This is a genomic window from Anaerosporomusa subterranea, from assembly GCF_001611555.1.
Classification (GTDB): Bacteria; Bacillota; Negativicutes; order Sporomusales; family Acetonemataceae; genus Anaerosporomusa; species Anaerosporomusa subterranea.
In genome coordinates this window covers 225804-250941 of sequence record NZ_LSGP01000017.1, presented here as the reverse complement: position 1 = coordinate 250941, position 25138 = coordinate 225804, and the positions used below count along the sequence as shown (strand labels likewise).

23 protein-coding genes are annotated in these 25138 nt (G+C 45.2%); 6 read left to right on the top strand and 17 right to left on the bottom strand.

The window, feature by feature from the left end; translation table 11 throughout:
• Positions 1-142: 142 nt before the first annotated feature.
• From AXX12_RS20285 to AXX12_RS08685, 5 genes are all read right to left on the bottom strand, one after another.
• Positions 143-253 carry a site-specific integrase gene (locus AXX12_RS20285; protein ID WP_074431360.1) on the bottom strand — a complete coding sequence of 37 codons (111 nt, stop codon included), beginning with the start codon at positions 251-253 and terminating at the stop codon, positions 143-145.
• Between the two features lie 535 nt (positions 254-788).
• A complete protein-coding gene (locus AXX12_RS08700) occupies positions 789-1727 on the bottom strand; it encodes a hypothetical protein (RefSeq protein WP_066241056.1) in 939 nt (312 codons plus the stop codon).
• A 441-nt stretch (positions 1728-2168) separates the two neighbouring features.
• Positions 2169-3359, bottom strand: coding sequence for a pyridoxal phosphate-dependent aminotransferase (locus AXX12_RS08695; RefSeq protein WP_066241053.1), 1191 nt, complete (start codon positions 3357-3359; stop codon positions 2169-2171).
• Between the two features lie 80 nt (positions 3360-3439).
• Complete coding sequence (locus tag AXX12_RS08690; RefSeq protein WP_066241052.1) at positions 3440-4132, bottom strand: RraA family protein; 693 nt, start codon at positions 4130-4132, stop codon at positions 3440-3442.
• Positions 4133-4210: 78 nt separating this feature from the next.
• Positions 4211-5449 carry a dicarboxylate/amino acid:cation symporter gene (locus AXX12_RS08685; RefSeq protein ID WP_066241050.1) on the bottom strand — a complete coding sequence of 413 codons (1239 nt, stop codon included), beginning with the start codon at positions 5447-5449 and terminating at the stop codon, positions 4211-4213.
• 693 nt (positions 5450-6142) lie between these two features.
• Between AXX12_RS08685 and AXX12_RS08680 the strand changes: the two genes are divergently transcribed.
• Positions 6143-6994 carry a MurR/RpiR family transcriptional regulator gene (locus AXX12_RS08680; RefSeq protein ID WP_066241047.1) on the top strand — a complete coding sequence of 284 codons (852 nt, stop codon included), beginning with the start codon at positions 6143-6145 and terminating at the stop codon, positions 6992-6994.
• Positions 6995-7172: 178 nt separating this feature from the next.
• Here the strand turns inward: AXX12_RS08680 and AXX12_RS19275 are convergent, their stop codons facing one another.
• The gene (locus AXX12_RS19275; RefSeq protein WP_156478615.1) at positions 7173-7355 is read right to left on the bottom strand and encodes a hypothetical protein; all 183 of its coding nucleotides are present in this window, start codon (positions 7353-7355) and stop codon (positions 7173-7175) included.
• A 355-nt stretch (positions 7356-7710) separates the two neighbouring features.
• On the opposite strand from AXX12_RS19275, the gene AXX12_RS20160 reads away from it, so the two are divergent.
• The gene (locus tag AXX12_RS20160) at positions 7711-7872 is read left to right on the top strand and encodes a hypothetical protein (RefSeq protein WP_407922247.1); all 162 of its coding nucleotides are present in this window, start codon (positions 7711-7713) and stop codon (positions 7870-7872) included.
• A gap of 107 nt (positions 7873-7979) precedes the next feature.
• Here AXX12_RS20160 and AXX12_RS08675 read toward each other — a convergent pair whose 3' ends face one another.
• The 5 genes from AXX12_RS08675 to AXX12_RS08655 form a co-directional block, all read right to left on the bottom strand.
• Positions 7980-10013, bottom strand: a complete 2034-nt coding sequence (locus tag AXX12_RS08675; protein WP_066241043.1) for a methyl-accepting chemotaxis protein — start codon at positions 10011-10013, stop codon at positions 7980-7982.
• Positions 10014-10343: 330 nt separating this feature from the next.
• Positions 10344-10844 (bottom strand): tripartite tricarboxylate transporter permease, encoded by a 501-nt coding sequence (locus AXX12_RS08670; RefSeq protein ID WP_066241042.1) that lies wholly within the window; start codon positions 10842-10844, stop codon positions 10344-10346.
• Positions 10845-10890: 46 nt separating this feature from the next.
• Complete coding sequence (locus tag AXX12_RS08665) at positions 10891-11772, bottom strand: transposase (RefSeq protein ID WP_066241038.1); 882 nt, start codon at positions 11770-11772, stop codon at positions 10891-10893.
• Positions 11773-11901: 129 nt separating this feature from the next.
• Positions 11902-13017 (bottom strand): hypothetical protein, encoded by a 1116-nt coding sequence (locus AXX12_RS08660; RefSeq protein WP_066241035.1) that lies wholly within the window; start codon positions 13015-13017, stop codon positions 11902-11904.
• A 260-nt stretch (positions 13018-13277) separates the two neighbouring features.
• Positions 13278-13919 (bottom strand): trimeric intracellular cation channel family protein, encoded by a 642-nt coding sequence (locus tag AXX12_RS08655; RefSeq protein ID WP_066241032.1) that lies wholly within the window; start codon positions 13917-13919, stop codon positions 13278-13280.
• Between the two features lie 424 nt (positions 13920-14343).
• Here AXX12_RS08655 and AXX12_RS08650 point away from each other — a divergent pair, with 424 nt between their 5' ends.
• The gene (locus tag AXX12_RS08650; protein WP_066241030.1) at positions 14344-15243 is read left to right on the top strand and encodes a CsgG/HfaB family protein; all 900 of its coding nucleotides are present in this window, start codon (positions 14344-14346) and stop codon (positions 15241-15243) included.
• 46 nt (positions 15244-15289) lie between these two features.
• On the opposite strand, the gene AXX12_RS08645 is transcribed toward AXX12_RS08650, so the two are convergent.
• The 3 genes from AXX12_RS08645 to AXX12_RS08635 form a co-directional block, all read right to left on the bottom strand.
• The gene (locus AXX12_RS08645; RefSeq protein WP_066241025.1) at positions 15290-16384 is read right to left on the bottom strand and encodes a hypothetical protein; all 1095 of its coding nucleotides are present in this window, start codon (positions 16382-16384) and stop codon (positions 15290-15292) included.
• A 72-nt stretch (positions 16385-16456) separates the two neighbouring features.
• On the bottom strand, positions 16457-17305 hold the full coding sequence (locus tag AXX12_RS08640) for an LPP20 family lipoprotein (RefSeq protein WP_066241023.1): 849 nt from the start codon (positions 17303-17305) through the stop codon (positions 16457-16459).
• A 159-nt stretch (positions 17306-17464) separates the two neighbouring features.
• Positions 17465-17995: an HIT family protein gene (locus AXX12_RS08635; protein ID WP_066241020.1), complete on the bottom strand. Its 531-nt coding sequence runs from the start codon at positions 17993-17995 to the stop codon at positions 17465-17467.
• 404 nt (positions 17996-18399) lie between these two features.
• On the opposite strand from AXX12_RS08635, the gene AXX12_RS08630 reads away from it, so the two are divergent.
• Both AXX12_RS08630 and AXX12_RS08625 read left to right on the top strand, forming a co-directional pair.
• The gene (locus tag AXX12_RS08630; RefSeq protein WP_066241017.1) at positions 18400-19218 is read left to right on the top strand and encodes a transporter substrate-binding domain-containing protein; all 819 of its coding nucleotides are present in this window, start codon (positions 18400-18402) and stop codon (positions 19216-19218) included.
• A gap of 14 nt (positions 19219-19232) precedes the next feature.
• The gene (locus tag AXX12_RS08625) at positions 19233-20255 is read left to right on the top strand and encodes a glutamate cyclase domain-containing protein (protein ID WP_066241014.1); all 1023 of its coding nucleotides are present in this window, start codon (positions 19233-19235) and stop codon (positions 20253-20255) included.
• 466 nt (positions 20256-20721) lie between these two features.
• On the opposite strand, the gene aroH is transcribed toward AXX12_RS08625, so the two are convergent.
• The 3 genes from aroH to AXX12_RS08610 are packed head-to-tail and all read right to left on the bottom strand — an operon-like array spanning position 20722 to position 23641.
• Positions 20722-21093 carry a chorismate mutase gene (gene aroH / locus AXX12_RS08620; protein WP_066241010.1) on the bottom strand — a complete coding sequence of 124 codons (372 nt, stop codon included), beginning with the start codon at positions 21091-21093 and terminating at the stop codon, positions 20722-20724.
• A 32-nt stretch (positions 21094-21125) separates the two neighbouring features.
• A complete protein-coding gene (locus tag AXX12_RS08615; RefSeq protein ID WP_066241008.1) occupies positions 21126-22352 on the bottom strand; it encodes an MFS transporter in 1227 nt (408 codons plus the stop codon).
• Between the two features lie 26 nt (positions 22353-22378).
• Positions 22379-23641 carry an FAD-dependent oxidoreductase gene (locus AXX12_RS08610; RefSeq protein ID WP_231881846.1) on the bottom strand — a complete coding sequence of 421 codons (1263 nt, stop codon included), beginning with the start codon at positions 23639-23641 and terminating at the stop codon, positions 22379-22381.
• 220 nt (positions 23642-23861) lie between these two features.
• On the opposite strand from AXX12_RS08610, the gene AXX12_RS08605 reads away from it, so the two are divergent.
• The gene (locus tag AXX12_RS08605; protein WP_066241003.1) at positions 23862-24764 is read left to right on the top strand and encodes a LysR family transcriptional regulator; all 903 of its coding nucleotides are present in this window, start codon (positions 23862-23864) and stop codon (positions 24762-24764) included.
• Positions 24765-25138: the final 374 nt, after the last annotated feature.

Sequence of the window (25138 nt, the reverse complement as noted above, 5' to 3'; positions counted from 1 at the left end):
CCTATTCATTTTTAATAACGAACCCGCCTCAAACCTCGGTCTGATATTTTATAATTCAACATTTTTAGTAGTTTTTCCTGTCCATTATAAAAATGCCTATCGTTGAATCTGTCCGTACTTATTCAAAAAAAACGTATTATTACTATCTTCTAAAGCTATTCATCGCCTCTTCTAGTTCGGTATCAATAATATGTGTATATATCATTGGCGTGGATATATCGGCATGCCCTAATGCCTTTTGTACTAAGCGGATATTCTGCGAATCCCGATATAGAGATCTGTTCCAAAGCTATGTCTTAAGCTATGTGGATGAACAGAGGATACGGGGAAGACACGGGGACGGTTCTACGGTCTTATGCCTTTGCTGCCACGTTTTTTCCAATGCCCGTCACTCGGGCAATTTGCCGGATGGATATTCCGTCCAATCCTTTGAGCTTTTTGAGAATCTCATCACGTTCACGCCTGTCCACTGCCTTTTTCCGTGCTAACTTCAGTTTCTTCCTTTAGCCGTGAAGGTTGCTTGAACGCCTGGAATTCGGACAAATGATTCAACCGTTACCCCTATACATCAGGTCTCTCTCTTCAGCGAAAAAGCTACAGACCCCCTCCTCATTACATTCCCAAAAAAACGGCGAAATCCTGCAAAAATGAATTCTTTTGCAGAATTTTGCCGGTATATGTTGTTTTTATTTTATATAGCTGCGGGTACGCTGAGACACTTATGAGCAATCTGGATTACAGAACGCTGGCGGAGCAATTTCACACGTTAACCAAACGCCCCACCATGTTTAGCGAATTTCCTCGGATGCTTTATTTCTATATTTCTGTACCTCATCAGTTAATTTATAATCATTCTTTGTCAACAAAGCAAGATACTCACTCATGACCTTTGAAAAACTACCTTTATTAGCATCAAACATAGTTTCCAAATACGTTTTCTTAGCTTCCGGCACCATTTGTTTCGTATCATAGCTAAATAAAGGCGTATTATTGGCACCATATAGGGCGAAAGCCGCATAACGGTTTAGTACTTGTGCTATATCTTCTACTTTAGCTGAATTGCCATAGTTCTTGATAAACTGTTCTTGCGTCATCGCCCGCTTGAGTATTTCACTCCAGCTTATCGTGAGTGCAGCATCCTTAATAGGAGTTTTATCTGATTCAACAGCCATGATATCCATAAAGGCAGCAATGTCTTGGGTAACAGCATTGCGGTACTTCTTGTAAGCGGAGTAGTCGATTACGGGAAAGTACATTCCTTCGGCTGTTTCGATCTTGAAACCGCTGTTTTGGGCCTCAATCAATATATCTTTGACTTCTTTGTTTTCGATACTACTGATAGCTTGACTTGTTAGACCATTTTTATAGATTCTTGTCAATGCTATTTGGACTGCCTCGCTATCGCCAACTTTGTCTTGCAGTTTGGGCAGCTTTTCCTTTTGAACGTTCTCAAGCCCAATGACCATAGTTGATGCGCTAATTTGCGATACAGCAGCAATATTTTCATCAATGTACTTAATTATCTCCTGGACAGTGATATCCTTTTTCTGCATTAGCGCATTGAAGTTATCCATAACCGCTTTTTCTGTGACTGCCGCGTCTTGAACAACTTGTTGCTTAGCAGGTTCTGGTGGTCGACTAACACCTTTGGTAGCACAGCCACTTACTGCCAAGACTACTATGATGATCAGGCTGATGCTCGTTATTGTTCTCATAAACTTTATCATTTTAATCTCCTACAATGAAAGTATTTTTACATAGAGTTAAACGGCGAAGAGTCTTTAAAGTAACGGAAGCGTATTAAACTGCCCGCCCCCTCATTTAGCAAAAATTAGTGCAAAAGCCCCACAATACATACATTATCTGCCGCTTCGCGATTCCCTGCAAAATTCCGGCAATTTGGTATGTATTCGTACAAATACCTCCCGCCAAGCCGAACGGAGGCAAAAAGGTACGCCCTAGGCTCACACCCTAGGCGTACCTTTCGTTTGCTATAGAGGGACAAAGACCAGCTAATTAAAGTCAAGCCCTAAAAGCAATTTCGCCGGACCAATTACTCTCTTATTGTAAAAGAATAAGCGCAAATGTAAAACGCCCATCGACGTCTAACATTTACGCTTTTATCGTACTAAAATACTCTATATTTTTAGCTGCTCTCGTTCCTCTGCTTAGCTCAACAGAGCAATAGCGGCTTCGATCCGATTAAGCCCTTCCGCCAGATTATCCATTGAGTTCGCATAAGAAAATCTCAATTTGTCCTTAGCGTTAAACGCTTCCCCCGGAACTACAGCAATATTGGCTTTTTCCAGCAAAAAGGAGGCAAGATCCATCGAGCTGGCAATAGTTTTCCCAGCATATGTCCGTCCCAGCAATCCTGAAATATCCGGAAGTAAATAAAATGCTCCTTTGACCGGGTCACATGCAAAACCATCGATCTCGCTAAGCCGTTTCTGCATAAAGCGCCGCCGTCTGTCATATTCCTCCCGCATTTTATTTAGGTCGTCCTGCGGTCCGGTTATTGCCGCAAGCGCCGCCTTTTGAGAAACGGAACAGGCCCCTGATGTCATTTGACTTTGAAATGCTTCGATTGCCTTGGCAATTGGTTTGGCAGCAGCGGAATAACCAATCCGCCAGCCCGGCATGGCATATGCTTTGGACACCCCGTTGATGATCACACACCGCTCTTGCACCTCAGGCGAAATCGACCCAATACAAAAATGTTTTTCCTCGTCGAAAATAAGTTTCTCATAGATTTCATCTGAGATGATGTAAAAATCGTGCTCCACTGCCATGGCGGCAAGCTGCCGTAAGCTCTCCTCGCTGTATACCGCTCCGGATGGATTGTTCGGCGTGTTGATAATGATCGCCTTAGTGCGCGGCGTTATCGCCGACTCGATTGCCGCCAGATCAAGCGCAAAACCATTCTTTTCGTCGACCTTGACTAGCACCGAATCCGCTCCGGTCAGCTTAACCATCTCCGTATAACTCACCCAGCAAGGCACAGGAATAATGACTTCGTCCCCCTCGCCGCATAACGCGTACAACGCATTAACCACCGCCTGCTTCGCTCCGTTGCTAACGCAAATCTGTTTGGGATCATAGGATAGCCCATTATCAATCCGCAATTTATTAACCACCGCCTCTTTCAGATCCAGAAAGCCGCTAGCGGGAGGATATTTGGTAAAGTTCTTGTTAATCGCATCAAAAGCCGCCTTTTTTACATAATCCGGTGTTGGAAAATCTGGTTCGCCAATGTTAAATGAGATGATGTCTGTTCCTTGTCGCCTGAGCTCAGCTATCTTGCCGGTCAGTGCCACTGTAGGCGAAATTTGAACCTCGCGAGCTCGTTTGGAAATCATATTACGTGCCTCCATTAATTACGTTATTGTATGCCACTACTCTCCGCTTGCCGTTACCCGGCATAGACAACCACCTGCTCTTATCGATAATAATCATCGATAATTTCACAGTTCAGTGTCTTTAGGGTTTTATCTACCCAACTTTTATCTCTGGGAACACCATCCCTAATTCCCTTAAGTATCTCCTGCTCCTTAGCCAACTTTCCTTTAGCCTTTTCCAGTATAACCGCAGCGTCGGACGGATTGATTATCACAATACCATCCGCGTCTCCTACCACGATATCCCCTGGGTTGACAGCGATTCCGCCGATGCATACCGGCACATTGATTTCGCCCGGACCATCTTTGTAAGGACCTTTGGGAGTAACCCCGGCTGCATATACAGGCATATTCAATTCTTTCAGTGCATCGGCATCACGCACTGCACCGTCAACAACGACACCGGCCAATCCCAGTTTTTCAGCCGTCAACATCATAATTTCGCCGGTTATCGCATTAACTGTATCGCCCTGGGCATCAACGACGATAACGTCTCCAGGCTGGGCAAGTTCTAACGCCTTATGGAGCAGTAAATTATCAGAAATTCTTGTTTTCACCGTAAATGCCGTCCCTAACAGCGGTTGGGAATTAAGCGGCTTAATCCGCGCATCCACACAACTGAAACGATTCATTTCATCGGCAATATTGGCGACCGGTATTCCTTTAAAGCCTTCTACCAGATTTCTACTGGGACGGTTGACTTTTAAAAAGATTCTGCATCCTGCGTTTGACATCATTACATCCTCCTCGCCCGTAGGCTTTTAAATTTGAAATCAGTTGAAAACCTTTCAACATTTGCCGTTTCAATAAATTCAGGCTTCACTTTCCTTCACATACTCTTCATTCGACCAAAGTCCTTCACTTTTGCCTATCAGGATTGCCCCTACAATATCGCCAATTACATTCATTGGGGTATGAACCATGTCAACCAGACGATATATACCGGCAAGCATACCGGCAATTTCATAAGGCAGCCCCATCAGGTTCAGCATAATAGCACTCATAACTATCCCACCGCCTGGGATTCCCGGCGAAGCGACAGAAAGCATGGTCGATATCAGCACAGTTATGATCATTTGATCAACAGATAGCGTAAGCCCGTAAAAATCGCTCGCGAAAACAATAAGAATAGATTTATACATAGCGGCTCCAGTCGAATTGACAGTACCGCCCAGCGGCAGGCAAAAGTCAACGAGCCATTGGGGTAGTTTGAATTTGCTCGTGGCCGTATCCATTGCCAAAGGAAGAGTAGCAGCGCCGCTGCAGGTTGAAACACTCATAATGAAAACTGCGCCGATATCTTTAATCGCTTTACCTATATTGATCCTCGCAAACAACATGAGCGGCAATATAAAAACTAAAATCACTATTAATAGCGCGGCAATATACTCAGCAATAATATATTTCATCATCGCGCCAAAAATCGAAACACCATAAACAGCAACTGCATTAGCCATCAATGCAAATACACCAATTGGCGAGTACAGCATAATAATATCTATAATGTAAAAGCTGATACTTGCACCTTGCTCCAATACCTCTTTAACTGTTGAAGCTTTTTTGCCAAGGCCTATAAGGGCAACCCCCACAAAAACTCCCAATACCAAAACTTGCACAATATCTCCTTTAGCTAGCGCCCCCACAAAATTTGAGGGTATCATAGCCAATAAAAAGTCCCCGACTGTCGGTGTTTTAACCACTTGGGTGAATGCCTGAGACGCCGCCATAGTAACACCCATTCCCGGACGGACCAGATACCCCACGCCTAATCCAATGGCACATGCCACAAACGTCATACCAACATAAACGACTAACATTTTAGTGCCTACCCGTTTTAATTTCTGCATATCGCCCATACCGGCAATGCCGGTAGTAATCGTACAAAAAATTACCGGTACAATAATCATTTTGATGAGTGTAATAAAAATATCTCCCAGCGGCTTAATAGATTTCGCAAAAGCGGGATACATAATTCCAACTACAATACTTAGAATAAATGCTATTAGTATCTGCATAGGAATCCCTTTTTTCCCCGTCAAAGCTACCTTCATGAATACAACCCCTTTCTAAATTCCATAATTAGGCCGGTGTACAAAAGAAAACTAAATGCTAACATCTGCTATTAAGCCTAATTAATACCTCCTCTCTAAATTCTATAAATCAGCCAGGGCACAAAAGTATTGTTCAAGTATGCTACCGGGTAGTCTTTGCAGCCCGAATGATTTGGATAGCGAATAAATCGGAAGGACAAACATCGCAAAAAAGCTCTATATCTTTGGCTGTTTTCGTTTCCTCTGTTAGTGTTATGGAAATATGAAAGTACACAATTATCGCAAAGTTAAACTGCACAAAATTGTGTACTTTTTCTTATTCAATGTCCGGTATAGGAAATGAGTGATGCGTTACATATAGCGACAAAAAAGAAATTACACCGGTGAATCATACTCATGTTAATGAATTGACCAAAGAATTGAAAGGCCTTTTTCCATTCGGTAATTAACATTCGTTACCTTCTGTATATTGTGTTAATTGAATTCATCCCCGCTCATCTCCGATCGAACTTTAGTATTAAATACTATTATAATTATAATATTGTTGTATTAAATACGACAATTATAGCTATAGATTACTACCCCGTTTATCAAATGTCAAGAATATAATTAATAATTCTAAGAACATTGCCAATTCATAAATTAAGATACTATAATAGTAGTAAATACTATTGAATTAGTTAGGATGATATAATGGAACTGAATATACTGCAGAAAATTCAAAGCAGCTCTAATAATTTAACAAAGGCACAGCTTCAGGTCTCTGAATACATTCAAGATAATCTGGTTGAGGCCTCTTTTCAAACTCTTGATCAAATAGCCGCAAGTATAGGCACCAGCACCACTACTGTTATGCGTTTTTCTTTTAGTCTAGGATTTAGCGGATATTCCGACTTACAGAAAGAACTTCAAAACTATATTCGCAACAAATTAACTCCTGAATCTAGACTGGCGAAGAACTTGGAAACGGTTAATGATGCTTCTCTTATAGTGAAGTGTGCTGAAAAACAGATAAACAACATTAAAAATACCCAAGCGATGCTATCTGAAGAAGTGATCCAAGAATCAATACAATTTATAAAAAAAGCAAAAACCATTTATTTGTTAGGCGCAAGAACATCATTTACAATTTCATACTTTTTGTATCAGTGTTTAAGCCAACAATTGGACAATTGCGAGTTGCTTTCCCCGGTGGGACAAGATATTGATCGAATATCAAGTATTACCGCAGATGATTTGATGATTGTGGTTAGCTTACCGCGCTACGCAAAATCCACAATAGAAATGGTAAAAGCAATTCGGGAATTAAGATCCCCATCAATAATAACTATTACTGATGGGTTTGCAGCACCTTTAGTGCCCTACTCGGACATTATATTGCCTTGCGAATATGATAGTTTATCTTATCACAATTCGATGACTGGACCGCTATATATTGCCGATCTTTTGGTAGCAGAATTATCGCAAGTGGCAAAATCAAAGGCGGTGAAAAGGTTGGCTGATACCGAGAAACTTATGAAAATGCTTGATTATCACTATGAATAAATAATTCATCATTATGTACTTTGATTATGAGGGGCAAGGGGGCAGGTCCATCGTCCCAATCAGATTCTATCAATCACACTCTTCGATATCCTATTATCCTTGCTAACTGCCTTATCGAGACATCCTGCATTGCCTTCATCTTTCTTATTCCCTTATCAGTAAGTGAACATGGTTTAAATTAAACTTTCACTTTTGTTCGTCTGATGGACGCTTCAGGGTCAGGCCTCACTCTTAACACAATATTGCTTACTAATCTTCTCTGCACAGACGCCTGAATATCTCTGTCATCGATTTTGCTGTACTCTCTAATAATCCCGCTCATGCTAAGGGGCAGCACCTTGCTCAATTTTGTTTTTGCCATTTCTCCCATCCGAACGGCTACGTAGATAAGTATATTTCTCGCCTCTACCACCCGAAGGTCATGTCTTTCGTGAATGATCCGTTCTTTATTGATCTTGTTGACTGAAGCTACCGTTGTCAGTAATTCTTTAAGAGTGCTTCTCGGTTGTGCCGCAGCTATGGTATGATACAGAGCTCCCGCATAGTGAATTCTTGATTGTCATGCCATGCGGGCCACAGCCTATCCTGACGTTCTCTTCTGAGGCCATGCTATCATATTTCATTATTAGTATTAATAGTGAGGCCTGACCCCGAAAGTCCCTTTCCTCATCCCGCGCGCCAGGCAGGGAGTCGCCTACGGCGTAACCACAGGGGCGGTGCAGCTTGGCAGCGTGATCGGACCGCTGAGCGGCGGCGCGATTGCGCTGGCGCTGGGCATACCGTCTGTATTCTGGGTAATCGCCTTACTGTTTGCCATTATTGCCGCCTGGGTGAACTGGCGGATTAAAGAGCCTGGAATGAGCGAGGAGCAATGTTAGGCCGCACCCAATATCCGGTGTAAACTATAAATAGACCCGAAGGAGCGTTCTCCTCCGGGTCTATTTATTCGCTGCAGATCGGCCATTCCTTCCGGTGTATGCTTCAGTTATAACCGGAATTTTTCGATCGCAGTCTGCAGGTCGGCGGCGAACATAGCCAGGCTTTGACTGGACGAGGCAATCTCCTGCATCGACGCGGATTGCTCCTCTGTAGCCGCCGAAATGGTTTGCGATTCAGCCGCCGCATTCTTGCTGGCTGTTTCAACTCCCCGGATTGACCGGACCAGATCCTGGCTGCCGGCGTCAATCTGGCGGATAGAGCCGGAGATTGCTTCAACCTGACCGGTTAACTGCAGAATAGCGTCTACGATCGTTTTGAAGGTTTCGCCGGTATCGTGAACCAGAGCAATGCCGGTGCGAATGCCGGCTGCTTCAGTCTGCGAAGCGGCAACGACGTGCCGTAGATTGGCTTCATTCTTTTCCACCAGCGCACCAATCTTTTGGGCGGCTTGGCGGGATGCTTCCGCCAAAGTGCGGACTTCATCGGCTACGACGGCAAAGCCGCGTCCCTGCTCGCCGGCCCGGGCTGCTTCAATAGCGGCATTGAGCGCCAGCAGATTGGTCTGGCCGGCAATGGTGGATATCAATGTCACGATTTCCCTGATTTCTTGAGAGCTTTTGCTCAGCTCGACAATCATCGACTGAGAGGCAGCGGTGCTTTTGTCAATTTCACTCATCTGGCCAACGGTTTTATCGACCACCTGCCGTCCCTGCTCGGCCGTTTGAGAGGTTGTCATCGCCGTGCCTGACACATCGCTGGCGTTGCGGGCAATCTGTGATACCTGGGCCGATATGGTTTCGGCAATCGTCATGATGTGTGCGGCAGCTGCCGCCTGCGCTTCAGCGCCGCCGGCAATTTCAGTGATAGACCCGGCTACCTGATTGGCGGCATCGGCCGACTGCTGGGCGCTGGCGGTCAATTCCTGGCTGGAAGCGGCCAACTGCCCGGACTGCGACTGAATCTGACCGACCAGTGAGCGCAAATGGCCGCGCATGGTTTGAAATCCCTGCGCCAGCTGACCGATTTCATCGTCAGAGCGAATGCTGGTTTCTTGTTCGCGCAGATCCCCCTGCGCCAGGCGCAGACATTCATCGCGCAGCAGGGTAATCGGAGCTGCAATCCGTTTGCTGATGAACAGGATAAAGATAATGGCTAAGACCAGGCAAACAATCGATACCAGCAGCATAACCCTCGCTAATGATGTGATCCGCTGCATGGCTTCCGCTTCCGGCGCGGTGACAATCATAACCCAGCGCTGGCTGCCGATCAGGTCGATCGGGCTAAATACGCCGATTCTGGTCACACCATCGACAAACGTATAGATGCCTCTTGTTGCCGTTCCCGTCTCGGCGGCGGTTTTGAACAAACCGAGTAAATGATCATCCATTTCCGACTGTTTAAGCTTCAGCTCAGGGTTGACTTTTTTCTCGGTAAAGTTCAACTTGCCAACAACCTCGGGCAGCCGGGGGTGAATCAGGACATTGCCCGCACGATCGGCAATCACGCCATAGCCGGTATCCTGAAACTGCAAGCCTTTAATCAGACTGCTGAGTTTTTCAAGCGAAATTGTTCCTGTCAATACGCCGGTCAGCTGTCCGTTAAAGGTTACCGGCACAGCCACATTAATGGCGACTTTACCGGTTGTCTTAGAGGTTAAAACCTCCGAAACGACTGGCTTTTTCGTAGCGACCGCCTGTTGAAAGTATCCGCGTTCACCCAATTGCACAATCGTGCCGTCAGGGCGGAGACCGGAACCGTCCAGCCCGATATAGGTTATACTCTCCAGATTCTCTAACCGCTGTTTGCTTTCGTTGAGCGCATTCAGCAGCAATTGTTTGTCAGCAGGGTTATAGATCTCTTTAATCGCGGAAAAAGACTCCAATTGGAGAGCGGCTTCATGAACATACGATTCAACCCGGTGAGAGTAATCAGTCCCGATAGACAGGGCAGTTTCTTCAACACTTTGACTGAGAGCCTGCTGCGACAGATAATAACCGGCTCCGGCCAGGGCGGCAAACGAAAGTAAAAAGAACGGTAGTAGAATCAGCAGTAAACGCATTTTCAGTGTTGAGATTTTCATAATAATGGCATCCCCTTCTTTGATTGTAGCTGCAAAGCAAAGCTATGTTCAAAACAAATACTAATTGATAATTATTGTTACATAGATAAACAAAAACGACAATCTCCCGCGCGGATAAAAATTGCGATGAATTATTGACTGTGATTATCTTACGAAGATATTCTCTGAAGAAAAGACAGGAGCGGGGCTTTCACAACTCGCTCCTGTCTATCTGATCAGATAAGCCACCAAAGCCACCTTATTCGTCAAGTCCGCCTGGTTTAACCATAACCGCCTGCGGCAGCCAAACCATTTCGGGACAGCCGCCAAGCGCGCCTGACTAATCCGGCATCAGACCTCTAAATCATCCGCAAGCATATCGCGCTTATTCTTGACGCTGCTATAGATGCCAACAACAAGAATAATCGCAACTAATCCCATTAGCGCTGCCGATACCGGCCGTTGGAAGAAAATCAGCCAGCTGCCTTGCGATATGATCAAGGATTGAACCAGCGCGCTCTCAATCTGCTGCCCCAGCACAAAGGTCAGGACGGTAGCAGTCATCGGAATATCCAGCTTTTTCATCAAATACCCGATTACGCCGAACAGCAGCATCACACCAATGTCCCACACCTGATTATTGATGCTATAGGCGCCGATAATACAAAAGATCAGAATAAACGGATACAGCAGCTTATAGGGCACTAAAATAACTTTAGCCCACAAATTCGCCAGCGGCAGGTTGATGATCAACAAAGCGACATTGCCGACATAAAAACTGGCGATTACAGTCCAGACAAAATCGGGATTTTCCTGGAACAGCATGGGCCCCGGCGTCAGACCGTGCAACATGCGGCCCGCAGCCGTTTCGCAGCGCTTCGGGGTCAGGCCTCACTCTTTACACAAATTGTTTGCTAATCTTCTCTGCCAGGCGCTTCAGCTCATCTCTGTCAACGACTTTGTTGTACCCTCCAATAATCCCGCTCATGCTTAGGGGCAGCACCTTGGTCAACTCTGTTTTGGTCATTACTCCCATCCGAACGGCTACGTAGATGAGGATATTTCTCGCCTCTACCACTCGACGATCATGTCTTTCGTGCATGATCCGCTCTTTATTGATCTCGCTAACTGATGCTACTGTTGTCAATAATTCATCAAAAGTGACGGGCGAGGCTTCTGACGCCTCGGATGTTTCTGTTGTCTTCGGCATCGAATATATATGCTCAAAAGTCTCGGTTTGCTGAATCTCCGACAGTTCTACTTCCATATATTCCATATACTTCTGGATCGCCTTCGTTTTGTTATTAGAAAGCATCGATAATATAAATTCCGTATCCACGATATTGCTGTTTCCAGTCTGATACGCAGGATGACTAGTCCAACAGGTTTGAGAGGTCCCGGCCTTTAAGGGATTCTGATGAATATACCGCAATAGGCTTACAAGATACTGATCACTATTACACAGCTTTGCCTTATATCGCTGTTCGAAGACGTGTCCCACTCTGTCATATTTACGATTATAGTATTGGGTATAGCTCTGCTGAATCCCCTGCATGATTTTAGAAAGTGGTTCATCTGCAACTCCTCCCAGCAGGTGGACATGGTTATCCATGATCGCGTAGGCGTACAGATGAAACTGGTACTTCTGTTTATATCGTTCAACGAGGGCAAGGTACTTTGACTTATCATCTCCATCATGAAACACAACTTCTCGGTTGTTGCCGCGAGCTATAATATGATACAGAGCTCCCGCATAATGAATTCTCGATTGTCTTGCCATACTGGCGCCACCATCCTGCCGTTCTCTTCTGAGGCCATACTATCATATTTTACCATTAGTGTAAATAGTGAGGCCTGACCCCGAAAGTCCCCAGGCCGTGCGAAGGATAAAAAGAAGACTAAGGGTAATCTACGAAGCAGGTTTAGGTCCAAAATCATTGTTTAGGTATGGTTCTATTTCAACTTTCGGAATACTCAATTCCACAAACTCCTTGGCACTATCATCCGGCGGCATGTAAAAGAATACTATGTCCGTATTTGTAAAGTATATTCGTACGCCTTCAGCCTGAAATCCGCCTTTAATGCCTTTTTGTTCCGCAGCCTGCTTGAGGCTATTCTTTAAATTTAATTTAGCCTCGTCGGTATTCTTGATTAGGTTATCGTATTTAATCTCATTAGAAGATTGCCCGACATCGAGGTTTATACTTTCCATAATCTTGATATTTCCGATATTCTTCATTACAGCAGTTCCCTTGAATACGACACTAAGAGCCGCATCATCCTGCCTTGTTACAGTGTAGTCAATTTTCACATCAGTATATTCATCTTTACCGACATATTTGTCTGCAACCTTTCTCAGGCTTTGATTCATATAGTCCATTAACATCTGACCTTTGAATCCTGATAGCTGTGGAAAATTAACGTTACTGCTATTTTTATGTGCCGTTCTTATAAGATTATACGAAGTCTTATTGGTAGCACTTTCATCGATTATTTCTTTGACCAAGCCATTATCAACCAAAAATCTCCTGGAAACTGTGACAGTAGGAGCCACGGCCATTGGCTCACCTGGTTTACGGGCATTGTATACTACGGTTATGACACTATTTTCAATGCTTATTTTCGAAAGTTGAATTCTATCGCCCAATAATACCGCGTTTGTTCCTTTATAGCTTTTCGTATTCGCATCTTTTATAGCAGCAGCTATATAATAAAACGTACCACTGCCACCTGGAGAGTTAACCAAACAAACAGCCGCATCCTCTTTCCCGTCAGCATTTAAATCCCCGATAACCGGTTGATCCCACACTTGTGTTTTATTCACTGCCGCAGAACCTGGTGCAGCTGGTTTTTCAAACACACCGTTGACAAGAGTTATGCTTTCCTTTCCAATCAAATAAGACGAATTTAAGGCTCCTGCTACAACTTCAGCCTTCGAATCACTAGTTGCCTTTGTACACGCCGAAAGCAATAATACCGAAGCAATTATTAATGTGGTAATCAACATTATTCTTGATTTGTTCATTGACCTTAACTCCTTGTATTCAATAAATTTTAATAATCATTTTAATTACTATAACTGTGATTACAATTTTCCTGTTATACTCACCGCCATTATAGCAAGTTGTTTGCGTTATGTAAATAAACATTGCACCGCTGCAATCTTTTTCTATAAAATTCCTTTTAGTTTGCACTTATGTGTGGCGCTGTGGAACCAATGACACAAGCGCCACGAGACAATCTCATGGCGCTTGTGCTTTTACTATGATCACAGCACAGTCTTTGTCAGGATTTGCGCGGGCCGGATATCGCTTTCTTGGAATCCATGCCGAGAACCGGGAAATTCCAGCCGTATTTAATGCAGCAAAGCCGCAGGACTGTCGTAACGGTAAAGCAAAGGTATAAAGGAATGTTACCGGGCAGATACTGCTGCGCATAGTACAGAAACGCAGCGCCGATGATGACATTGATCGCATAGACCTCCTGCCGGAATACATAAGGAATTTCCTTAACAATCATATCCCGCGTCACGCTGCCGCCAATGCCGGTAATAACTGAAATGGCCGTGACAATAAACAAGGAATCCAGATTGTGCTGAATTGCCAGATTCGCACTGGTCGCGGTAAACGCGCCCAAACCGATGGCGTCAAGCACCTGAATCGTATTTTTGTATCGATCCAGCCAATGATAGGTAAAAAATACACAAACCGCAGACACACAGCTAATGATAAAGAAGGTCGGATCACGAAACGTCAATGGCGGCGTATTGCCAAGAATTACATCCCGCAGTATCCCGCCACCAATTGCGGTGATGATGGCCAGAACCAGGACGCCAAATATATCCAGCCGGTTACGGATTCCAGTTAACGCTCCCGAAACGGCAAAGGCCACAATTCCCAAAATTTCAAACACATTCCACGCTGTCATTCTTTTTATCGTCCTCTTTTTCAATGCTAGAATTACCTTATTATTTTAGCATAAAATTTTAAAAAGGCGCTAAAAAGAATGCATGTATCATGAAAAAACTTATATATTTCAGCTCAGGAGACGAGGGGACAGGTCCCCTGCCCTTCTGTCGAGTAGTAGCGGTGCTCACGCCCCAGCTCCCCTCACGGAACCGGACGTGCCCAATTAAGGCATTCGGCTCCTGCTATACTCCGTGCGCTTCTTGGCGCACGGGACGGTTTTTGACTTGAACAACCAAACTCAACTACCACGCCGAGAGGTACGCTTCTATTCGACAGCAACTTTCCAATTGTGGCATATTTTTCTAAATTAGGAGGACATAGCTGTAAAAAATTGAATTACAATAAGACGATGTTACAATTTGAAGATATACAGGAGGGTATGCATGCGAAAAAGTTTTGTTGTAGTCATCTTAACTGGTTTGTTGCTATTGGTTATTTCTAGTGCCGTTTTAGCAAATGGAACTCCTGCGAAAAAGATTGGTGTTCTTACATTAAAAAACGACAGTCAGTACAGCCAGTTTGGATCTATTGCCGCTGAGACAATTACTGCTGATTTAACGAAGTTAAAGTCTTGTATTGTCGTGGAACGAAATGAATTATCCAGGGTTTTTGCTGAACAAAGCTTGGGTGCCAAAGGATATATTAATGAAGCCTCTGTTACAGAATTAGGTGGTATTCTTGGGCTGAATTATCTGCTGACGGGATCTGTTGATGGCGATTCGGTGAAAGAGCCCGGACATAATTATTACAATAAAAAACGCAATCGGAATGAATGGGTGGAAGGTACAAAAAAGACTACTGTTGTGCTTACGCTAAAATTAATTGATGTCCAAAATGGACAGATCGTTTGGTCTGATCAGACAGCAGTTACCAATTATGACGACGATATTAACGGCGCTCTTGCCGAAGCGGCGTATGATTCTGTAAGGAAAATATACAAATTTATTCCATTGCAGGGCTATATAATTAAAAGTGAAGCTGGCCAATATGTTATTGATTTAGGCACTAACCACAATGTTACTACTGGTGATATCTTTGAAGTTAATAGCGCCAGCAGTACTATGCGCCATCCGGTAACCGGTGAACTTATTGTAATGAAGAGAAATGCTGGCGAACTTGAAGTGACGGAAGTTTTTGATTCCATTTGTATTGCTAAAGTCAAAGATTCAGAGGACGCAAAAGTAAAGAAAGACATTCAGCCGGGCGATGCTGCAGTAAAGAAATTAAAGAAAAAACAGCGTGGATTTTTGGGGCTAGGCTGGTCAGGCAAACACGATTTTTAAACGATGCAAGGACAGTTAGCAAATTTGCAACTGTCCTTATTTTGTATCACTTAAGGGAAATTGTAATACAGTTGTTGGATACTTCGATGACTTTGATAGGTAATTGCGGCATAGCTTCTAACTGTTCAGCCAACACAGACGGGGAGCCTGTATAGTTAATATCAAGCATAGCGGCTCCCTGTTGAAAATCACGTAAAAACACGTTAGTAATGCCTGTTTGCTGCTTAATTGAGCGACTTAATAAATTTACCAGGGAATAGTCATTGACTCCGATGACTTTAATTTGTATACCTTTTTCCGGGTTGGCTGCATAGGTAAGGAGTTTTTCGGCAAAATATTTGCCTGCAGCTTTGCCGGCATTATTTAGAGACTTTTTAGCGGCCGTGAATTCTGTTACATCGATGCCGCCAGTATGAAAACCTTGAGCGGCTATAATTTCGCCTGTATCCACCTTTATGAGCCTGGCTTCTACTCGGGCGCGACAGGATATAATACTGCCTCCTGGGTCCCGGCCGGCATATTCGGCAAAACCTTCGCCTACGATTAAGTAGTCCATTCTGTCTTTTAGCATCATCGGCAGGGCTGCTTGAGTGTCTCCATGAATTATTGCCTTAACAGTGTCCGACCGACGGATTTGAGCTAAGCTGTTGGGATCTACAATTCTACGGAATCCAGCTTCGGCTAATTGATCGATAACTGCTGTTTCGGCGGCCGGATCAGGGATAGGACGTATGTAGTATTCTTTAATTACGACACCAATTCTGGGATCACGCAACCCCATATCAATTATTTTTAAACGTTGAAGTTTTGTCATTAAGGCTGAGTTGGGTTGCGAGTCAACTGTTACATTGGCCTGTAAAGTAAATAAACCACCCGCTTGTTTCTCGCTTAGAATAGTATAGTCACGGATATAACCCTGTGATTTTGCATATATCTCGTCTTTTAACACCATATTGTTTTGTACCAGCGTTTGAGAGTCAATTAAAGTTCCCACCGCTTGTTCAACGGCCTGACGCATAGCGTCGTGCAGCGCTGCATCACGTGTTGGCCCTTGTCCGTCTACAAGGATTGTCTGTGCTGATACTAATAGGCATTGTGCAATTACAATCAACGTGATAACCATGATTTTTATTACTTGCAAAGTAAACCACCCTTATACTGAAACTATACACATACAATGAGTAGCTGTTTGGCTGCCGTCGTAGTTTCGTAGTTATTGAAGGAAAACTACAGGACAGCTCCGAAGAAAGCCGGATTCCGAGTTTGCTGATAAGATTTTGTCTGCATCTTCTCTAGAGATCACGGGATTTCTATTAAAATCATTAAGGCTCAACGCTTTTACATGAATTGGCTGAGCCCCAGCCCGCATAACATCGTTTGGATTGTCAGGACCCGCATAGCCTACCCCACCATAGTTAATAATGGAACTGACATCAATATATTGGGCTCCATAAATAACACGACCAGAATCATCTGTAATGATCGGTGACATTACCCGATCAAGATTTAGACCGCGACAATCTACAATAACTCCGGTAACTGAATTTATCGGTACCATTCTATTTTGCAGCTGCACAGTTTCAAACGGCTGGATTGGTGCCGGCGTAGCTATAGCAGGTGGCTTGTTAGTCCAGATACTGGCGGCCACACTATCTTGCGCTCCAAATAGATTGACGCTCAATATTACTTGGTATGTACCATTAGGCAATTGTTTTTCTTTTAAAATCTTAGCGTTTTTAATTAGGCCCGATACGGATGTTTTTGTCGTGTCTTCTACTACCATTAACTGCTCGACAGTTGTATTGCTATCGACCTGTACTCCGTAAATCTGTTCGGCGAGTCCACGGTAAGCATCTACTACGGCTGCTCTGCGAGCGAGTGCAGTTCCCTGGGCATCACTCACTATATTGTGTGGCCGAACTCCTGTGCCGGTTGCCGTAACTATGCCTTCCTGCCATTTTACACCATTGCCGATTTCAGTAAGGCTGTTTGGTGCAGCAAAAGATGTGCCTGTCGTTATAATCATCACGACTGCAAGACTGAGTATAAATAGTTTTTTCATTCAAGTCCCTCCCTATGAAATCAATTTCAACAAAAAGTATTTATTCGCTATTTATTAGTATAACATTTTTGAAAAGTGAACATCTAGTCTGGCTCATTATTTTTCATGCTATTCCAAAAACTGCCGATTGGGGCAGTCAGCCAAAGCGGGAATCGCTCCTCAAGCTTTGCAAATCCTTCCCACGTCAGACTCTTCTTCTGACTCCTGCGATTGAGCACTTCGAGCAACTAATTTATTCCTTATATAATCCACAGTAGCAATGACTTCATTGGATAACAGCGCAGCGGTCGAAGTCTTATACTTGATACGCATAAACGAAAACAGCTTGGCCCCGTCTACTTTGTCACCGGTATAAATTGATTCGGATGGACAATCCAGCATCCACTGATATCGGGGGAAGATGTGAAAGTGAAAATGGGTAGTCTCTTCTCCTAGACTACAGATATATACCTTGTCTACATCGGGTAACTCTTGCAGAATTCTTGCCGATTGATGGAGTATAGTATGTATGGCCGTTAATTCGGCAGCCGCAAGGTCCTGGTAGTGGGTTACGTGGCGTATTGGGGAGAGGATTAAATAACCAGGGATGTTAATATCCAAGCATTGGTGAAGTATAAGGCAGCTAGTTTGATGAATAATGCCGCCCGGGGGAGTGATTTCTTGTTGAATGAGTCTGCAGGTTAAGCACATGGGAGACCTCCGTCAGAACGTTTATATAAATGCGCGTCGCCACTTACGCAACTTCTTTTCGCAAAAAAAGTTCTGCTCCAAACGACAAACTCCTTCCTATATCAATAGAACTTGAGTAAAAAATCAAAAAATTACCCACGTTTTTAAAACGCGAGTAATTTCTGCATCCTGCAATTATCTAGTTGACATTTAGGATATAATTATTTATTATAGCTGTAAGGAAGAGAAAACTCGCTTCCGGTTGATAATATAGTGGCTGGCAATGGTGCCTGTCTCCATTTGGAGACGAGGCGCTTTTTTTATTTCCCGCCAGGAGAGGAGGGACAGGTCGATCGTATTCGGGCAAGGCATTCGTGTTTTTTACATGGTTGATAAAAATCGAAAATAAAGAGGAGTAGATAGTCATGAAACGATTCGCTGTTTTTGTCATGTGCCTGATGATGGGACTCATGCTGTTTGTGTCAGGATGCGGCGGCAGCCAGCCGGCGCAGCAGGGAGGAAAGGGCGGCGAAGCCGCAGAGATAAAAGCGATAAAAGACCGCGGCGTGCTGAAGGTCGGTGTCAAGGTGGATGTACCTAAATTTGGCTACAAAGATCCGCTAACGAATAAAATTGACGGACTGGAAATTGACATTGCCCGGGCGATGGCAAAAAAAGTCCTTGGCGACGAGACGAAACTGGAGTTGCTGCCTGTTACTGCGAAAACGCGGGGAGCGTTGCTTGACAACGGCGAGATCGATATGGCTATTGCCAGTTTTACAGTTACGGACGAGCGCAAGAAAAGCTATAATTTTACTGATCCCTACGTTACCGATCATATCGGCTTTATGGTCAAGAAGAGCTCGGGCATGAAGTCGCTGAAGGATATGAATGGCAAGAAGATCGGGGTGGCGCAAAGCGCTACGGCTCGCAGGGACCTGCAGGCGGAAGCGGACAAACTTGGCATTAAAGTGCAGTTTCTGGAATTCGGATCGCACCCGGAAATCAAGACAGCGCTTGACTCCGGTCGTGTCGATGTATACGGCGGCGATGTTTCGATCTTGTCCGGTTATATCGACGACAGCGTGGTCATCCTGGAAGACCGCTATTCACCGCAGAGAAATGCCGTAGGCTTGAAAAAGAGCAATGAAGCCTTAACCAAATTGGCCACAGAAACCATTGTCGATATGGAAAAGAGCGGTGAGTTGAAAAAACTAATTCAAAAATGGAATATTACCTTGTAGAGGAAGCCGTTAACATGAACGAAGCAAAATTAACAGAAGTCGCAGAAGCACTGGACCGGCTGAGCAATGCCGATATTTCCGGCAGAGGGGTTATTCATACGCTGTATAAGGCCGCGCGGGACAAGGTCGATAAGCCTGTTTTGCTGGCAGCGGTAGACTTGTTGCGTCATACCGTCCAGCCGGGAGATCCTGTTGTCATCGCCACCGGCTGGATCGATCAGCCTTTGGTGGCGCCGCAATGCGGTGAATCGGACGGTCCGGCGGGAGCGGTCGTTTTAGCGCGGGCGCTTCGGCTGGCCCTAAAAGCGGTTCCCCTGATTGTGACCACAGATTGCCTTATTCCAGGAATGCAGCGGGTCGCTCAGGCAGCGGGCTTTCATTGTCTGGAGCCCGAGGTTCTCCATCATTCTGTCGAACGCAATAAATTGCTTACACTTTCGGTCCTGCCGTTTCCGCGTGAACGGGAGCAAGCCCGGAGTGAAGCGGTCAAGCTGATCCGGCGGTTCAAGCCTGCCGCCTGCATCGCGATAGAGTGCGGCGGCATGAATGACGCCGGCCTGATTCACAACATGGGAGGACAGGAAATCAGCGAGCCGCAAAGTAAGCTGGATTACTTGTTTATGGCGGCGCGGCGCGAGGGGATTGCCACCTTGGCTATTGGCGACGGCGGCAATGAGATCGGCATGGCGAATATTGCCGATGCGATCCGGGAAAATCTTCTGTCCGCCAAGCCGGGGGAAAGCGTTTGTCTGCCTAATGTCATTCCGTCTACTCCTGTTGATCTCTTGCTGACCGCAGCCATATCGAACTGGGGCGCCTACGCTCTTGCTGCTGTACTCGCGGCAAGCACAGGAATTCTTGACGCATTGCATAAGCCTGAAGCTGAGAAACGGATATTGAGCGCGAGCGCAGATGCCGGATTTCATGACCCCATCTACGGCGCTGTAGCATCCAGTGTGGATGGTTGTTCTCTGGAGACTCACTTAGCCATGGTTTGCCTGATGGAAGAGGCTGTTTTATGCCGGCAGGCAATTTAGCTGCGGCATCTGGATGAAAGGAAAAAAGGAAATAGAATACCTCCAGGCAGCCCATTTTCGGCCGCCTGGAGGTATTCTATTACGGGAGCAGGCCTTTATCAACGCCCTGACGGAATATACTTGATATTCCGGTGGCTGCCGGGCTCTCCAGGTACTCGTGCGGTTCTCTGCCGCCTGCGCATTGGAATATCTTGCGACGAATCCCAGCGTCACTCCGATTGATTTGCCCGGTAATGACGGAAAGGGAGCGTCCCAGATTGACTCAATGATCGTCACCGAAAATAGGCTTCTCAGTCAAAAGACCGAGAAGCCTATTCTGTCATATCCCTACTCACTGCAGCTAAACTATGCGCGTTTTGAGCTCTAGCTCATATTTCGTAACAAAACCTCTTCACTTTTTTAGCTTTTTCGAATGCGGCTTCCAGCGGTACCTTCTGCCTCTCCTTATCTGCTTTTACTGACCAAGCTACTGGTGTTTAGGTAATGGAATATCCGGACGAAGAACCGAAGCATTCTTCAAATAGATATGTTTAATCGATTGCTGGGACAACTCTGTATTCCACAGGATTAATACCCGGATACATTGCGGGACTCCAGTCGGACAGTCAATTTCCTGCGTTCCAAATAAAGGTACCTCCGTCCATCCTAACTGCCTGGCCCCTGCCGCAGGAAATGCAGCATCAATATCCGGAGTCGAGCTGAAAATAGCTGCCCCAATATCCTGAATTTGAATGTCATTCTCTTGAATAAGCGCCGATAGAAGTTCCCCTACCGCCGCTATTATTTCTTGCCTTTCGTTGGTTTCAACCGTAGTAGCACCCCTGGCGCCTCTTAGCATAAGTTACCTCCTAGATATCGTAGTGTTACATTTTATACTGTTTTTACAATATGATCTTGTCTGATAAACAGTATGGTTACACCTGATAAGAACGCGCACAAAGCTAATATAGCAAATGCATAAAAATAATTGTTATTCGTCAAGTCTAACGCCAGACCGATCGTGAAAGGCGCAAACAAAGAACCTAGCTGCCAGCAGGCGTTGACAAAACCGGCAGCAGTCCCTGCCAGGCGCAGCGGAACCAGTTCTCCGATCAAGGTGTTCATTACCGGGCTGTAAACAAAAGCAAATATCCCCAAAATCGGGACGAGAATATATAACAATTGAGCATTGGTATTTGATCCAAACCAGAGTAGCGACGGAACCAGGCAAAACAGTAATATGCTGATCAAATATTTCTTCTTATTGTAAAACAGATCTGCCAGTATCCCTGAGATAGGTTTGCACAGTGCACCGGCTAATCCATAGGTGGACATTAATGCTCCTGCAGTTACCAGTGAGACATTCAATGATTTATTCATATACGTGTTCGCCCATGTAGCCGTTCCCCAGGTAGCCGCCATTGCAAAAAAACCGGAAAGTGCTAAAACCATCAGGTTGCGATTTTTTGTGAGGCTCAATACATCTTTCCAAAACTCAGCCGGTTGCGTTTGCCGCTTTTCCGCTCTTTCCTCGGCAGTGCTCCGTTCCTTTAAGAACAGCCAGGCAAAGCCAAGTACAAATAGTGGAAGAATCCCTGTGACAAGAAATGCAACCCGCCAATCATGCTCTCTGGATACAAATGGGATCAGCAAGTTAGCGAACATTAAACCAAAGGAAGTGGCTGTCTGCAGAATACCAACCGCTGTCCCGCGCCCTTTCCCGGGGAACCATTCGAAGATAGCCCGCATGCAGGAAGAAAAAATTGATCCTGATCCCACACCGGCTAGCACTCTGAAGAAAAATCCCATTTCATAGCTTGACACTGTATACATCAGCGCAGTTGATCCCCCTATGGCCAACAAAGAGCCGAGCAGAACCCTCCGGTAACCAAACCGGTCGGTTAAAAGCCCCCCTGGCAGTTGAGTGCAAACGTAACCAATATAAAAGGCCGTCATATAGCTGCCTGCTTGCGCCGCAGAAAGTTTTAGATCTCTCGCAATAAGCGGTAAAACTGGCGGTAACGCTAACCGTTCAGTAAACGATAATAGATAGATCGCCCATACCATGAGAAAAACCCCGATTTGAGTCTTGGTAATTTCTATTCCCCGGATATTCATCTGTGTTTTCCCTCCTATTTCTATAACTAAATGATCGCTTTCTGTCTTACTAATTCAGCTTGGACCTGCGCGATCTCCGCATATCCCTTTTGGGCAAAAAGTGCTGCCGCAACGCCGGCAGCATGTCCGGTTGCGAAAGCTGTGCCCATAACTCGGACTGAAGCAAACGCAATTAGGTCACAAGAAACCGTCCGGCCAGCTCCCCACAAATTGCTTAATCCCTTATTTTTTAGCGAACGCAGCGGAATATCATAGTATGAATCGTTCAAGATCCATTCATATGCCGCTAACGCCCCGGCATTCGAGTGCCTTTCCACAGGCCAACAGCCACGGGCAACAGCATCTTCATGTCGCCTTGCCTGTACTACGTCTTCGCCGGTAATCACATATTCGCCAATAGCGTGCCTGGTCTCCCGAATCCCGAGTTGCGGACCAGTCTGATTGATATACGCGTCTTCAAATCCAGGCAGAAATTGGCGAAGTGCCTGTAAGTATGCTCTGGCTTGCTTGCGGGCCGCTATTTCGGCGGCAGTCAAACTGGCAGAATCGAGTGCATTAACCCTCTCGTTGGCAAGAGTGGCTATAACGTCGTTTGAGCCGGAAACCCGCATAACAAACCCGGAATCCTTACTTAGCGGACCGATGCCGCTTGCTTTTGCGCTGGCAATTGCCGTTTTAAAGCACTGAGGCCGAAGATCTGCCCCTTGCGACACACCACCAAATCGAATTAACAAAGTCCCCACTTGCATATCGGCTGGATCAGGAGTGAAAAATCCTCCCCTAGCCATCGCAGTTAAATTGCATTCACCGCTCGCGTCTACAAACGCTGCAGCCTTAATGCTAAATACCCCGCCATCATCAACGCATTCAACAGCTGTAATTCCGCCATCGCTGACTTCTGCCCCAATAACCCGGGTATGCAGCAAAAAGTCCGCCCCTGACTCCTCAATACATGCGTCCAGCGCAACCTTAACTGCTTCGTTGTTCACCGGGAGCATAACATTGCCCCAGGGAGATCGCAGTGGCTTTTGACAGGCATTCATCATCGACAGTTTGTCGATAATCTGCCGGCCAACGCCGCCGACTACCTGCTCGCTAGGCTCAGCTCGCGTAAAAAAGCCGTCATAGGTTGGAATGGAACAGTTTGTCGCCTGGCCGCCAAGAAATGAGCTGCGTTCGATTAACAGAGTTTTCGCCCCAAGCGCTGCAGCGCCGACTGCAGCAGCAATGCCTGCGGAACCACCGCCGACAATAACCACATCATAAACCCGACATCTTTTTTCAACCACTACTATCATCCTTTACCTCACATAAGTATCAGCAAGCTATCTCCGTTTAATTACTTTAGTAAACGCCTACTTTCTGTCTACATTATGTTGCTGAATTTTTTGTTCATAATTTTGAATCTTTCGATTTCATCATATATCTAAAAAATCAGACAAGGAAATACATTTCTGTTATATAATTAATAAGTCAATCCTATTAATGTGGCAGGGAGTTGTATTGTCTATGGAGTTACACCAATTGCGATATGCGGTGGCAATAGCAAAGCACCAAAACTTCACTCGCGCCGCAGAAGAAATTTGCCTTTCCCAGCCTTCTTTATCGCAGCAAATTACCAAGCTGGAAGAAGAGTTAGGTGTTACATTATTTGAGAGAAATACCCGCAATGTTGTTCCGACCTCTGCCGGACGAACGTTTATTGAGCATGCCCAAAACATATTAGCCGAGATTGATCAAATCCGGCATTTGATGCAGGAGCATGCCGGATTGCTGAAAGGCAAATTCATTATTGGCGCAATCCCGGTAATCGGAAAATTGAAACTAACGACACTGATCGCATCGTTTCAACGAATCCATCCAAAATTAGATATCCATATCATTGAAGGTGGCAGTTGTGTGCTGTTCGAGCAACTTTGCCAGTCTAAAATTGATGTGGCGATGCTTACTCCTCCGATTACACAAGATACAAGCATGGTGAATTTTCATCCGCTAATCACCGATGAGCTAGTGCTGGTTGTGCATTCCTCGCATCCTTTTGCAGCCAAAGGAGTAATTGATTTAGCGGCAGCGGCAGGCGAGAAATTTATATTCCCCAACAGCACAACAGGCGCTTATGGCATCATGATGCAAGCCTGTAACACTGCGGGATTCGAGCCACAAGCGGCTTGCGACTGCAGTCAGGTCGAAACCGTGATGGGCTTAATCAGCGACAGGGTCGGAGTAGCGCTTTTTTCGTCGCGCGTTGCTTATTCCTACTCTGAGCCTGAAATCAGCATCGTTAGGTTAAATAATGCTCCCGACAAATCTATCGTTCTCGCCACATTGAAACGTACGCAGCAACTCCCGGCTGTCACCGCATTTCGCAACTTTGCTTTAGAGTGGGTAAAAGCGCCGCAATGCAAGCAGTGAACTCGATCAGCCATTGATTGCAAACCTATTGTTAGGGTTTGTTCTCATATTCTCCGCTGGCATATCGCATAAATTGAAGGGACTGTACCAAAAGTACTGATGCTTTTGGTACAGTCCCTTCAATTTATTGAAAAATCTTAAAACAAGGGAGGAATCGCAGGGACATGGCTTATATATGTTCAACCTTAAAACCAGTACTGGTTAATACTTCACTTTCACTCAATTAAATGCTTTTCCTCAATGCGGGCTAACGCGTTTGTGAGTGTTAGTTCGGCAGTGAGCAGTAAAAGAACTTTATTTCTCAAGAAATAACTTCCGCCTTCTTTCAAGATGGTAAAATAAGAGGTCCGTCTGTAGTATTTTCCTTGAAAGGC

Coding starts and splice junctions, on each gene's coding strand:
- AXX12_RS08655 (WP_066241032.1), bottom strand. CDS start 13,919: ATGACAGCGTGGAATGTGTTTGAAATTTTGGGAATTGTGGCCTTTGCC.
- AXX12_RS08625 (WP_066241014.1), top strand. CDS start 19,233: ATGAACGAAGCAAAATTAACAGAAGTCGCAGAAGCACTGGACCGGCTG.
- AXX12_RS19275 (WP_156478615.1), bottom strand. CDS start 7,355: ATGGCAAAAACAAAATTGAGCAAGGTGCTGCCCCTTAGCATGAGCGGG.
- AXX12_RS08615 (WP_066241008.1), bottom strand. CDS start 22,352: ATGAATATCCGGGGAATAGAAATTACCAAGACTCAAATCGGGGTTTTT.
- AXX12_RS08675 (WP_066241043.1), bottom strand. CDS start 10,013: ATGAAAATCTCAACACTGAAAATGCGTTTACTGCTGATTCTACTACCG.
- AXX12_RS08640 (WP_066241023.1), bottom strand. CDS start 17,305: ATGAAAAAACTATTTATACTCAGTCTTGCAGTCGTGATGATTATAACG.
- AXX12_RS08660 (WP_066241035.1), bottom strand. CDS start 13,017: ATGAACAAATCAAGAATAATGTTGATTACCACATTAATAATTGCTTCG.
- AXX12_RS08635 (WP_066241020.1), bottom strand. CDS start 17,995: ATGTGCTTAACCTGCAGACTCATTCAACAAGAAATCACTCCCCCGGGC.
- AXX12_RS08605 (WP_066241003.1), top strand. CDS start 23,862: ATGGAGTTACACCAATTGCGATATGCGGTGGCAATAGCAAAGCACCAA.
- aroH (WP_066241010.1), bottom strand. CDS start 21,093: ATGCTAAGAGGCGCCAGGGGTGCTACTACGGTTGAAACCAACGAAAGG.
- AXX12_RS08685 (WP_066241050.1), bottom strand. CDS start 5,449: ATGAAGGTAGCTTTGACGGGGAAAAAAGGGATTCCTATGCAGATACTA.
- AXX12_RS08665 (WP_066241038.1), bottom strand. CDS start 11,772: ATGGCAAGACAATCGAGAATTCATTATGCGGGAGCTCTGTATCATATT.
- AXX12_RS08695 (WP_066241053.1), bottom strand. CDS start 3,359: ATGATTTCCAAACGAGCTCGCGAGGTTCAAATTTCGCCTACAGTGGCA.
- AXX12_RS08650 (WP_066241030.1), top strand. CDS start 14,344: ATGCGAAAAAGTTTTGTTGTAGTCATCTTAACTGGTTTGTTGCTATTG.
- AXX12_RS08630 (WP_066241017.1), top strand. CDS start 18,400: ATGAAACGATTCGCTGTTTTTGTCATGTGCCTGATGATGGGACTCATG.
- AXX12_RS08690 (WP_066241052.1), bottom strand. CDS start 4,132: ATGTCAAACGCAGGATGCAGAATCTTTTTAAAAGTCAACCGTCCCAGT.
- AXX12_RS08670 (WP_066241042.1), bottom strand. CDS start 10,844: ATGTTGCACGGTCTGACGCCGGGGCCCATGCTGTTCCAGGAAAATCCC.
- AXX12_RS08680 (WP_066241047.1), top strand. CDS start 6,143: ATGGAACTGAATATACTGCAGAAAATTCAAAGCAGCTCTAATAATTTA.
- AXX12_RS08700 (WP_066241056.1), bottom strand. CDS start 1,727: ATGATAAAGTTTATGAGAACAATAACGAGCATCAGCCTGATCATCATA.